General features: G+C 60.4%; 12 protein-coding genes. 7 read left to right on the plus strand and 5 right to left on the minus strand.

The genetic code is table 11. The features are described from left to right. Nucleotides 1-106: 106 nt before the first annotated feature. Genes CQ002_RS17110 through CQ002_RS17130 form a run of 5 tightly spaced genes read left to right on the plus strand, consistent with a single transcriptional unit; the run spans nt 107 to nt 4203 of the window. The gene (locus tag CQ002_RS17110; protein ID WP_034103073.1) at nt 107-913 is read left to right on the plus strand and encodes an alkaline phosphatase family protein; all 807 of its coding nucleotides are present in this window, start codon (nt 107-109) and stop codon (nt 911-913) included. Continuing rightward, entirely contained in the window at nt 910-1746 is an 837-nt protein-coding gene (locus CQ002_RS17115) for an ABC transporter permease subunit (protein WP_034103072.1), read from the plus strand. The genes CQ002_RS17110 and CQ002_RS17115 overlap by 4 nt, the downstream gene beginning before the upstream one ends. After that, a complete protein-coding gene (locus CQ002_RS17120; protein WP_034103070.1) occupies nt 1733-2533 on the plus strand; it encodes an ABC transporter permease in 801 nt (266 codons plus the stop codon). Before CQ002_RS17115 ends, CQ002_RS17120 begins: the two co-directional genes overlap by 14 nt. After that, nucleotides 2530-3519: an ABC transporter ATP-binding protein gene (locus tag CQ002_RS17125; RefSeq protein WP_034103068.1), complete on the plus strand. Its 990-nt coding sequence runs from the start codon at nt 2530-2532 to the stop codon at nt 3517-3519. Before CQ002_RS17120 ends, CQ002_RS17125 begins: the two co-directional genes overlap by 4 nt. A gap of 30 nt (nt 3520-3549) precedes the next feature. Beyond that, nucleotides 3550-4203 carry an HAD family phosphatase gene (locus tag CQ002_RS17130; protein ID WP_034103066.1) on the plus strand — a complete coding sequence of 218 codons (654 nt, stop codon included), beginning with the start codon at nt 3550-3552 and terminating at the stop codon, nt 4201-4203. A gap of 145 nt (nt 4204-4348) precedes the next feature. Here CQ002_RS17130 and CQ002_RS17135 read toward each other — a convergent pair whose 3' ends face one another. Then, nucleotides 4349-5311, minus strand: a complete 963-nt coding sequence (locus CQ002_RS17135; protein WP_034103064.1) for a zinc-binding dehydrogenase — start codon at nt 5309-5311, stop codon at nt 4349-4351. Nucleotides 5312-5449: 138 nt separating this feature from the next. Here CQ002_RS17135 and CQ002_RS17140 point away from each other — a divergent pair, with 138 nt between their 5' ends. Continuing rightward, the gene (locus tag CQ002_RS17140; protein WP_174555851.1) at nt 5450-7531 is read left to right on the plus strand and encodes a carboxy terminal-processing peptidase; all 2082 of its coding nucleotides are present in this window, start codon (nt 5450-5452) and stop codon (nt 7529-7531) included. 118 nt (nt 7532-7649) lie between these two features. After that, the gene (locus CQ002_RS17145) at nt 7650-9419 is read left to right on the plus strand and encodes a bifunctional diguanylate cyclase/phosphodiesterase (RefSeq protein WP_034103134.1); all 1770 of its coding nucleotides are present in this window, start codon (nt 7650-7652) and stop codon (nt 9417-9419) included. Here the strand turns inward: CQ002_RS17145 and CQ002_RS17150 are convergent. The 4 genes from CQ002_RS17150 to CQ002_RS17165 all read right to left on the minus strand — a co-directional run bounded on the left by CQ002_RS17150 (nt 9416) and on the right by CQ002_RS17165 (nt 11755). Next, nucleotides 9416-9787: a hypothetical protein gene (locus CQ002_RS17150; protein WP_105161918.1), complete on the minus strand. Its 372-nt coding sequence runs from the start codon at nt 9785-9787 to the stop codon at nt 9416-9418. The genes CQ002_RS17145 and CQ002_RS17150 overlap by 4 nt on opposite strands. Further along, on the minus strand, nt 9784-10125 hold the full coding sequence (locus CQ002_RS17155; protein ID WP_098467661.1) for a helix-turn-helix transcriptional regulator: 342 nt from the start codon (nt 10123-10125) through the stop codon (nt 9784-9786). Before CQ002_RS17155 ends, CQ002_RS17150 begins: the two co-directional genes overlap by 4 nt. Nucleotides 10126-10222: 97 nt before the next feature. Further along, complete coding sequence (locus CQ002_RS17160) at nt 10223-10678, minus strand: YkvA family protein (RefSeq protein ID WP_034103060.1); 456 nt, start codon at nt 10676-10678, stop codon at nt 10223-10225. A 345-nt stretch (nt 10679-11023) separates the two neighbouring features. Next, on the minus strand, nt 11024-11755 hold the full coding sequence (locus tag CQ002_RS17165) for an FKBP-type peptidyl-prolyl cis-trans isomerase (RefSeq protein WP_012723274.1): 732 nt from the start codon (nt 11753-11755) through the stop codon (nt 11024-11026). Nucleotides 11756-11857 lie beyond the last annotated feature (102 nt).

Raw genomic sequence — 11857 nt, forward strand, 5'->3', positions numbered from 1 at the left:
GATCGAAACGTGATCAATGTGGGAGCGGGCTTGCCTGCTCCCACAGGTTGATCCGGCGGCAATCGGAAATTGATCCAAGCCCATCTGTTGCGGAGCGCCAGCCCCCATGAAGCACAATGTCATCCTTGTCGTGCTCGACGGCCTGAACTTCGAGGTTGCCCGACACGCCATGGGGCACTTGCAGGCCTATGTCGGCGCAGGACGCGCAGCCCTCTACAAGCTGGAATGTGAACTGCCTGCCCTGTCCCGCCCGCTGTATGAATGCATCCTGACCGGCGTGCCTCCGATCCAGAGCGGCATCGTCCACAACAACGTCTCGCGCCTGTCCAACCAGCGCAGCATTTTCCATTACGCCACCGACGCAGGCCTTACCACGGCGGCGGCGGCTTATCACTGGGTCAGCGAGTTGTATAACCGCACGCCCTTTCTCGCCGCCCGCGACCGTCATACCGACGACAAGGCGCTGGCGATCCAGCATGGGCATTTCTACTGGAATGACCACTACCCGGATTCCCACCTGTTTGCCGACGCCGAAAGCCTGCGCCTCAAACACGCGCCGAACTTCCTGGTGGCCCACCCGATGAACATTGATGACGCCGGCCACAAGCACGGGCTCGATACCGCGCAATACCGCAACAGCGCACGGGTGGCCGACATCATCCTGGCCGACTACCTGCAAGCCTGGCTCGACGCCGGTTACCAGGTGCTGGTGACTGCCGACCACGGCATGAACAACGACCGCTCCCACAACGGCCTGCTGCCGGAAGAACGCGAGGTGCCATTGTTTGTGCTCGGCGACGCATTCAGCCTGGACGCCACGGCTGCGCCGAAACAGACCGAGCTGTGCGGCACCGTGTGCGAACTGCTGGGCGTGCCCCACGACAAACCTGTATGCCGGGAGCTGCTGAAATGACCCGCGGCAAATGGCTGGCGCTGCTGTGCCTGGTGCCTTTCGCACTGTTCTTTATCGTGTTCGAAATCGCCCCACTGGTGTGGGTGCTGATCAACAGCCTGCAAACCGAAGAGGCTGGCTGGGGGCTTGAAAACTTCACGCGGATCTTCAGCTCGAAGTTCTACCTGCAAGCGATCCAGTTCAGCCTTGAGATCAGCTTCTACTCGAGCGTCTTTGGCATCATCATCGCCGTGCTGGGCAGTTACTCGTTGCGTCGGGTGGATTCTCCGCTGCGCAACTTCGTCACCGCCTTTGCCAACATGACCAGCAACTTTGCCGGTGTGCCCCTGGCGTTCGCCTTCATCATCCTGCTGGGGTTCAACGGCAGCATCACCCTCATGCTCAAGCAGGCGGGGATCATTCAGGACTTCAACCTGTACTCCAAGACCGGGTTGATCATCCTTTACACCTACTTCCAGATTCCGCTGGGTGTGCTGCTGCTTTACCCGGCCTTCGATGCGCTGCGCGAAGACTGGCGTGAGTCGGCGTCCCTGCTGGGCGCCAACGGCTGGCAGTTCTGGCGACATATTGGCCTGCCCGTGCTGACCCCTGCCCTGCTCGGTACCTTCGTGATCCTGTTGGCCAATGCCCTGGGCGCCTATGCCACGGTCTACGCCTTGACCACCGGCAACTTCAACGTGCTGCCGATCCGTATCGCGGGGCTGGTCTCCGGCGACGTATCGCTCGACCCGAACCTGGCCAGCGCCCTGGCCGTTGTGCTGGTGGTGCTGATGACCGTGGTCACCGTGGTCCATCAACTGCTGCTCAAGAGGAGCTACCATGTCTCGCGCTGAAGCCGGCCCGGCCTCCCTCTACCACCGCGTGGTGGTGTACCTGTTGTTTGCGATCCTGGTGCTGCCGCTGATCGGTACCTTCGTCTACTCCATCGCCAGCAGTTGGTCGGCGACGATCCTGCCCGCCGGCTTCACCGTGAAATGGTACGTGCAGCTGTGGAGCGACCCACGCTTTCTGATCGCCTTCGGGCAATCGCTGCTGGTGTGCGTGGGTGCGCTGGTGCTGTCAGTGGTGCTGATCCTGCCATTGCTGTTCGTGGTGCATTACCACTTTCCCCGGCTCGATGCGCTGATGAACATCCTGATCCTGCTGCCCTTCGCGGTGCCGCCCGTGGTGTCGTCGGTGGGCCTGCTGCAGCTGTATGGCTCCGGGCCGATGGCGATGGTGGGCACCCCGTGGATCCTGATCGGTTGCTACTTCACCGTCGCGCTGCCGTTCATGTACCGGGCGATCACCAACAACCTGCAGGCGATCAACCTGCGCGACCTGATGGACGCCTCCCAACTGCTCGGTGCCAGCACCTGGCAGGCAGCGATCCTGGTGGTACTGCCCAACCTGCGCAAAGGCCTGATGGTGGCGCTGTTGCTGTCGTTCTCGTTCCTGTTCGGGGAGTTCGTGTTTGCCAACATCCTGGTGGGCACCCGCTACGAAACCCTGCAGGTCTACCTGAACAACATGCGCAACAGCAGCGGCCACTTCACCAGTGCCGTGGTCATTTCCTATTTCTTCTTTGTGCTGGTGCTGACCTGGGCCGCCAATATCTTGAACAAGGACAAAAGCCAATGAGCTTCGTCAGCGTCCAACACCTGCAAAAAGGCTACGCCGGCACCCCGGTGTTCAGTGATATCAACTGCGAGATCGCCAAGGGCGAGTTCGTCACCTTGCTCGGCCCGTCTGGTTGCGGCAAGTCCACCCTGCTGCGCTGCATCGCCGGCCTGACCACGGTGGACAGTGGCAAAATCCTCCTGGATGGCCAGGACATCGTGCCGCTGAGCCCGCAGAAACGCCATATCGGCATGGTGTTCCAGAGCTATGCGCTGTTTCCCAACATGACCGTGGAACAGAACGTCGCCTTCGGCCTGCGCATGCAAAAGGTCAATGCCGACGACAGCCACAAACGCGTGCAGGAAGTGCTGCAACTGGTCGAACTCAAGGACCTGGCGGGCCGCTACCCGCACCAGATGTCCGGCGGCCAGTGCCAGCGCGTGGCCCTGGCCCGGTCCCTGGTCACCCGCCCGCGCCTGTTGCTGCTGGATGAGCCGCTGTCAGCGCTGGATGCACGGATTCGCAAGCACCTGCGCGAACAGATCCGCCAGATCCAGCGCGAACTGGGGCTGACCACCATCTTCGTGACCCATGACCAGGAAGAAGCGTTGACCATGTCCGACCGGATCTTCCTGATGAACCAGGGCAAGATCGTGCAGAGCGGCGATGCCGAGACGCTCTACACCGCGCCGGTGGATGTATTCGCTGCAGGGTTCATCGGCAACTACAACCTGCTGGACGCCGACAAGGCCACCCAACTGCTGCAGCGCCCGGTCAGCAGCCGTATCGCCATTCGCCCGGAGGCCATCGAGCTGAGCCGTACTGGCGAACTGGATGCGCTGGTGCGCAGCCACAGCCTGTTGGGTAACGTGATTCGCTACCGTATCGAAGCGCGCGGTGTGGAATTGGTGGTGGACGTGCTCAACCGCTCGGCCGACGACCTGCACCCAGACGGGCAACGCCTGGCACTTTCCATCGACCCCAGTGCCCTGTGTGAAGTAGCCTGAGGCAACGTTTCATTTGAGAGAGCATGACGGATGGCATTGGTAATTTTTGATCTGGACGACACCCTCATCCACGGCGACTGCGCCACCCTGTGGAGTGAGCAGATGGGCCGCCTGGGCTGGGTCGACCCTGAGTCGTTCATGCGCAAGAACAACGAACTGATGGACGCCTACAGCCAGGGCAAGCTGCGCATGGAAGACTTCATGGACTTCAGCCTCGAGCCGATGATCGGCCGCACGCCGGAAGAAATCGAGCATTTGGTAGAGCCTTGGGTCGAGGATGTGATCGAACCGCTGATCTACAGCGACGCCACCAAGACCATCGCCCGCCACCGGGCGAATGGCGACCGGATCCTGGTGATCTCCGCGTCGGGCACGCACCTGGTCACGCCCATCGCGGCGCGGATCGGCATTGAGGAAGTGTTGGGGATCGAGCTGGACGTCAGCCATGGCGTGTACAGCGGGCAAACCGTGGGTGTGCTGACTTACCGGGAAGGCAAGATCACGCGGTTGCTGGAATGGCTGGAGCAGGAAGGTGAATCGCTGGAAGGCGCGTATTTCTATTCGGACTCGCGCAATGACTTGCCCTTGCTGCTGAAGGTGGACCACCCGCAGGTGGTGAACCCGGACCCGGTATTGCGCGAGCACGCCGAAAAGGCCGGCTGGCCGATCCACCATTGGACCTGACACAGCCCCTTCAGAAATTGAAGTGCGATCAAAATGTGGGAGCGGGCCTGATCGCGAAGGCGGTGTGTCAGATGAAATATTCTTCATTGATACACCGCCTTCGCGAGCAAGCCCGCTCCCACATGGACTGCATTTCAATCCAGGATCAGCTCAGGTTTTCGTCAATCACCAACACCAGCTTCCCGGAAATCTGATTGGTCGCCAACTCGGCAAACGCCGCTTCGGCATCCTTTATCGGGAAGGTCCTGGCCAGTTGCGGGCTCAGCCGCCCTTCAACGAACAGCGGCCATACATGCTGGCTCAGGTCGCTGAACAGGTCCGCCTTGAACTGATCACTGCGGCTGCGCAGCGTCGAGCCCAGTAGCTGAATACGCTTGCCCAGCACCTGTGCCAGGTCCAGTTGTGCGTCGCGACCGCCCATCAAGCCAATCAATACCCAGCGCCCATCGAGCGCCAGCAGCTTGAGGTCCAGTGCTGCGTAGTTGCCACCGACGGGGTCGAGGATCACATCGAACGGCCCGAAATCCCGCAGCCCTTCGATCCCGTCGGTCCGTACCACGCCGCCCTGGGCGCCCAGTTCCTCGCAGTAGGCCAGGCGCTCCGCCGAGCCGACGCTGACCCAGCACGGGCTGCCAAACGCCTTGCACAACTGGATCGCCGCCGAGCCCACGCCGCTGGCGCCGGCGTGCAGCAGCACTTTCTCACCCGGCTTGAGGCCCGCCAGCTGGAACAGATTGAGCCACGCCGTGCTGTACACCTCAGGCAGCGCTGCCGCTTCCACCAGCGACAAGCCTTCTGGTGCAGGCAGTACGTGGCGAGCATCGACTACCACCTCTTCGGCCATCCCGCCGCCAGCGAGCAGCGCGCAGACCCGGTCACCCACTTGCCAGGATGAGCCCGCGCCCACTTCGCTGATCACCCCGGAACACTCGAGGCCCAACACAGGGCTGGCGCCCGGTGGCGGTGGATAGAGCCCTGCACGCTGTAATAAATCGGCGCGATTGAGGCCCGCAGCGGCCACGCGGATGCGAACTTGCCCTACATCGCAGGTAGGACTGGGTTCTTCCAACCACTCCACATGACCGTCAACGCCTTGCAATGCTTTCACAGTGCCTCCATAGTGAGTCTGGACTGAGCCCGTAGCTGTATCGCCGGGCTTTTTGCATTATGCGACCGGACCATATGGAACCGGCTCCCTCAAAGACGGCCTAATATGCGTTATCAATTGCCCCCGCGTCGAATCAGCATGAAGCATTTGTTCCCCAGCACCGCCCTCGCTCTTTTCATTGGTCTCGGCTTCGCGTCGATGTCGACCAATACGTTCGCAGCCAACAGCTGGGACAACCTTCAGCCGGATCGCGATGAGGTGATTGCCAGCCTTAACGTCGTCGAATTGCTCAAGCGCCATCACTACAGCAAGCCGCCGCTGGACGACGCTCGCTCGGTGATCATCTACGACAGCTACCTCAAGCTGCTGGATCCGTCGCGCAGCTACTTCCTGGCCAGCGATATCGCCGAGTTCGACAAGTGGAAAACCCAGTTCGACGACTTCCTCAAGAGCGGCGACCTGCAGCCCGGCTTCACCATCTACAAGCGTTACCTGGACCGCGTCAAAGCGCGCCTGGACTTCGCCCTGGGTGAACTGGGCAAAGGCGTCGACAAACTCGACTTCACCCAGAAGGAAACCCTTCTGGTGGACCGCAAGGACGCGCCTTGGCTGACCAGCACCGCCGCCCTTGACGACCTGTGGCGCAAACGCGTCAAGGACGAAGTGCTGCGCCTGAAGATCGCTGGCAAAGAGCCGAAGGCCATCCAGGAGCTGTTGACCAAGCGCTACAAGAATCAGCTGGCGCGCCTGGACCAGACCCGGGCCGAAGATATCTTCCAGGCCTACATCAACACCTTCGCGATGTCCTACGATCCGCACACCAATTATCTGTCGCCAGATAACGCGGAAAATTTCGATATCAACATGAGTCTGTCGCTGGAAGGCATCGGTGCCGTCCTGCAAAGCGACAATGACCAAGTCAAGATCGTGCGCCTGGTGCCGGCAGGTCCGGCGGACAAGACCAAGCAGGTCGCTCCGGCCGACAAGATCATCGGTGTTGCCCAGGGCGACAAAGAGATGGTCGACGTGGTCGGCTGGCGCCTGGACGAAGTGGTCAAGCTGATCCGTGGGCCGAAAGGCAGCGTGGTGCGCCTGGAAGTGATTCCGCACACCAATGCGCCGAACGACCAGACCAGCAAGATCGTGTCCATCACCCGTGAAGCGGTGAAGCTCGAAGACCAGGCCGTGCAGAAGAAAGTCCTCAACCTCAAGCAGGATGGCAAGGACTATAAGCTGGGCGTGATTGAAATCCCGGCCTTCTACCTGGATTTCAAGGCGTTCCGTGCTGGCGACCCGGACTACAAGTCCACCACCCGCGACGTGAAGAAAATCCTGACTGAACTGCAGAAGGAAAAAGTCGACGGCGTGGTCATTGACCTGCGCAACAACGGCGGCGGTTCCCTGCAGGAAGCCACTGAGCTGACCAGCCTGTTTATCGACAAGGGCCCGACCGTGTTGGTACGCAATGCTGACGGCCGTGTCGACGTGCTCGAAGACGAGAACCCGGGCGCCTTCTACAAAGGCCCGATGGCGTTGCTGGTCAACCGCCTCTCGGCCTCGGCCTCGGAGATTTTCGCCGGCGCCATGCAGGACTATCACCGCGCGTTGATCATCGGCGGCCAGACCTTCGGCAAAGGCACCGTGCAGACCATCCAGCCGCTGAACCATGGCGAGCTTAAACTGACGCTGGCCAAGTTCTATCGGGTTTCCGGCCAGAGTACCCAGCACCAGGGTGTACTGCCGGACATCGATTTCCCGTCGATCATCGACACCAAGGAAATCGGCGAAAGCGCCCTGCCGGAAGCCATGCCGTGGGACACCATCCGCCCTGCCATCAAGCCGGCGTCGGATCCGTTCAAGCCATTCCTGGCACAGTTGAAGGCTGACCACGACACCCGCTCCGCCAAGGATGCCGAGTTCGTATTCATCCGCGACAAGCTGGCCCTGGCCAAGAAGCTGATGGAAGAAAAAACGGTCAGCCTCAATGAAGTGGACCGTCGTGCGCAGCACTCCGACATCGAAAACAAGCAGCTTGTACTGGAAAACATCCGCCGCAAGGCCAAGGGTGAGGACCCACTCAAGGAGCTGAAGAAAGAAGACGAGGACGCGCTGCCGGCTGAAGCCGAAAAAACCAAGCCGGAAGACGACGCGTACCTGGCCGAGACTGGCCGGATCCTGCTGGACTACCTGAAGATCACCAAACAGGTGGCCAAGCAGTAAATGATAGCGATTTAATGTGATCGCACCTTAGAGTGTCATCATATAGACATCATTCTGTCGTGAAATGAAGGACCGCAGGTTTCAAGCCTGCGGTCCTTTTTTTTCGATCGAGATCGCCATGACCATGACCGAACAGCTGGATGCATTGGGCTCTATCCTGGCTCAAGGTAGTTTGCACAGCCTGTTCCAACCGATCATCTGCCTGTCCGAACGGCGCATCCTCGGCTACGAAGCCCTCAGCCGCGGCCCTTCCAACAGCCCGCTGCACTCCCCCGTCGCCCTGTTCTCGGTGGCCAGCCAGGCCGGGCGTCTCAGTGAACTGGAGATGGCCTGCCGCGAAAGCGCCTGCCGACGCTTCAGTGAGCAGAAGTTGCCGGGCAAGCTGTTCCTCAATGTCTCGCCGGAGTCCCTGATGGAAACGGCGCACCAGCCGGGACGTACACTGCAACTGCTGCGCGACTTTGGCATTCCTCCCAGCCAGGTGGTGATCGAACTCACCGAGCAGACGCCTACCGACGACTTCGACCTGCTGCAAACCGCCCTGCACCATTACCGCAACATGGGGTTCGCCATCGCACTGGATGACTTGGGCGCCGGGTATTCCAGCCTGCGGCTGTGGTCGGAGTTGCGCCCGGATTACGTGAAAATCGACCGTCACTTCATCGACGGCATCCACCAGGATGCGCTCAAGCGCGAGTTCGTCGGCTCCATCCTGCAAATCGCCAAGGCCTCACGCGCCCAGGTGATTGCCGAGGGCATCGAGTTGCCCGAGGAGCTGGCGGTGCTGACGGAGATGGGCGTGGACTTGGTCCAGGGCTACCTGCTCTGCCGTCCCCAGGAGCAACCGCCACAGGAAGCGCGCCTGATGCTGCCCAAGCCCGACAGCGCCAGCGTGGCACTCAACGACGAAGCCAGTGACCTCAGCGCCCTGCTCAGCGAACACCCAGCAGTGGACCAGGACACCGCCACTGCCCAAGTGCTCGAAGCGTTCCGTCGCCAGGCCAACCTCAATTCCCTGGCGGTACTGGACCCGTGCGGCCGCCCGATCGGTATCGTCCACCGGCACTTGTTGTCGGATGCGCTGCTCAAGCCGTTCGCCACCGACCTGTTTGCGCGCAAGCCCATCAGCCGATTGATGAGCACCGACTTCCTGGCGGTGGAACTGAGCCAGTCGCTGCAGCAAGTCAGCCGCCTGCTCACCAGTCGCGCACGGCAACGCATCGAAGAAGACTTCATCATCACGCTCAATGGCGACTACCTGGGACTGGGCCGGGTGATCGACGTACTCAAGCTGATCACCGAGCTGAAGATCCAGCAGGCGCGCTACGCCAACCCGCTCACCCTGCTACCGGGCAACGTGCCGATCCAGCAGTGCCTTACACGCCTGTTGCAACAACAACGGGAGTCGGTGATCTGCTACGTGGATATCGACAGCTTCAAGCCATTCAACGATATCTATGGCTACGGGCGTGGGGATGAGGTGTTGCTGTGCCTGGCGCAGTGCTTGAACGACCGCGTCGATCCCAGCCGCGACTTTGTGGGGCATATCGGTGGTGATGACTTTCTACTGGTGCTGGGCCCGCAGGATTGGCGCAAGCGGCTTAACCAACTGCTGGATGATTTCCACACACAATGCCGGCGCTTCTACCGTGCCGAACACCTGGATGCTGGCTGTTTCGTGGCGTTGAACCGCCAAGGCGTGCGGCAGGAATTCGCGCTGTTGTCGCTGTCTATCGGCGTGGTGCATTTATACCCACAGGCCTGTGGGCAACTCGATGCCAGCCAGTTGGCGGAACTGGCGTCGAAAGCCAAGCACCATGCCAAGGATGTGGCGGGCTACAGCATCCATGTAATCGACAGCATGGACGTGCTAACCCAGGCGCTCTAGGCTTGGGCAGACTCGGGATATTCGTATTCGAACACCCGCACCACTTCCGAAGCGTGCCAGGAGGCAGCGGCCACACCATCGGATGGCCCGCTGAAACGCCCCAGGCGCTCCACGCATTCAAAAAAACCGGTACGCGGCAAGCGGCTGGCGCCCTGGCTGATCACCAGCGAGCTGCGCAATGGCTGCTCGGCCTTGGCGTCCAGCGCCGCCAGGTGCTCAAGGGCCGCCGCCAGGGTTTGCATGGCCGGCGTGGGGAACTGCAGGCGCTCCAAGAGCGCACGGTAGGTCAGCAGATGGCGCTGGCGACGCGCCTGGTCCAGTTCGTTGAGTAACCCATCCCAGTGTTGACGGCTGATACGTAGGCTCAAGACTCATCCCTCCAACCTGCAACGCCCAATTCCCAGGCCAGGCTGCGGCGGATCGCGGCATCCGGCTGGCGTTCACCACTTTCAATCAATCCAAGATATGAGGGGCTGATACCCACGGTGCGCGCCAGGGTCTCGATAGCCAGGCCCTTGGCTTCGCGCAAGCCGCGCAGGTCTGCGAGTGGGCGCAGTTCCTCTCCGGGGGCGGCTTGGGCAGTCGATGCAGGAGAAGGTAGCGTGGGTTGTTGCTGACCGGCAGCTTTTAGCAGCGCCTGGTACTGATCCCATGGCAACACCGCGTATTCGGGTTCGCCATTCCGTGAAATTATCTGAATATCCATGACTGCCCCGTAGGATAACAACACTTACTATGTAAGCCCTTTCCTTAGGAGTGTAATCCTAACAGCCACAAAGGTCGCAGGGGGATATCCTGTGCCATTAGTTTTTTTGCGGATTTTCCTTGGACAGCAGCGCTGGCGTCGCTGGCAAGCGCTCAACCACCGCGAGCTTTTCCGGACGCTGGGCGTCACGCCAGGCACGAAAGGCGCTCAGTTCGCCTTCCAGGGTCTTCATGACCCACGCCAGCACTGCGATGTCGTCAAGCATGCCGAACATGGGGATGAAGTCCGGGATGGCATCGATCGGGCTCAAGAAATACATCAGCCCTGCCACCACCGAGATCAACGCTTTAGGACTGATCGCACGGTACTCGCCGCGCCAGTAGGCCAGGCACAGGGCCTGGAGCAATTTGAGATCATCCTTGAGTTTGCCCAACCGATTGCCCTGGCTCGAGCCCTTGGCAGCCACTGCAAACAGCAAGGTGGGCAACCGGCCACGTCCGAGCAAGCGCGCGGCCATGGGCAGAAAACGGGTGAAATTGAAGGGTGGTTTCATTCGTCACTCCAGTTCCAGGCGACAGAAAAGGTTATCCACACAAATTGTGGATAACCTTGTGAACAGAGCCTATTTTCCGGGCTGAAAGCCACGTGGTACAAGGCCTACAGTCAGATCGGGCGTTTTTTGCGCACATAAAAAAAACCCAAGATTTCATTGACTTGGCGTTGATGTGCGGCTACCCGTACTCGAGTCTTATATCTGACTGTTACGCGCCACAGACGTTCGTTTGGATCTGCACAGGCTTCAATGTGAGAGCTGGCTTGCCAGCCCCCACATTGAAGCCGGTGCCCCCAGAAACAACAACGCCCCGTCTAGACGGGGCGTTGTATGTTCAGGCGCCGATTACTTCTTGGCGGCTGGTGCTGCAGGTGCTTCTGCCTTGGCTGGGTCCTTGATGGCCAGCAGTTCCAGGTCGAATACCAGCACGGAATTGGCTGGGATCGCCGGGCTCGGGCTCTGGGCGCCGTAGGCCAGGTCAGAAGGAATGTACAGCTCGACCTTCTCGCCCACGTGCATCAGTTGCAGGCCTTCGACCCAACCCGGGATCACGCCGCTGACCGGCAGGTCGATCGGGCTACCGCGGTCCACGGAACTGTCAAAGGTAGTGCCGTTGGTGAGCTTGCCGGTGTAGTGAACAGTCACCACGTCAGTCGGCTTAGGCTGAGGGCCGTCGGCTTTCTTGGTGATCTTGTACTGCAGACCGGAAGCAGTGGTGACGACGCCGTCTTTCTTGGCGTTGTCTTCGAGGAATTTCTTGCCGGCGGCTGCCGACTCTTCGCTCATCTTGGTCATGCGTTCTTCAGCACGCTTTTGCAGTGCGGCAAACGCTTCAACCAGCTCGTCGTCTTTGAGCTTCTGCTCTTTTTTGCCGACGGCATCTTCGATGCCTTGGGCTACTGCTTTGGAATCCAGGTCATCCATGCCTTCTTGGGCAAGGCTCTTGCCCATGTTCAGGCCGATGCCGTAGGAAGCTTTCTGCGCCGGGGTTTTCAGCTCTACGCTGGTCTGCGAATCACAACCCGCAAGTACCAGGCTAACCAGGGCCACCGCCGCCGCCAACCGATGCTGTTTCATGCTATTTCCTTGTTCATGCGCCAATAGGGCATTCGAATAAAGTCGCGAGCTTATCAGGCGGCCACGACCAATGGCTACCGGCATGTGAGCAGGAAACTTCTG

The sequence above is a fragment of the Pseudomonas sp. MYb13 genome (genome assembly GCF_002980075.1).
GTDB lineage: Bacteria > Pseudomonadota > Gammaproteobacteria > Pseudomonadales > Pseudomonadaceae > Aquipseudomonas > Aquipseudomonas lurida.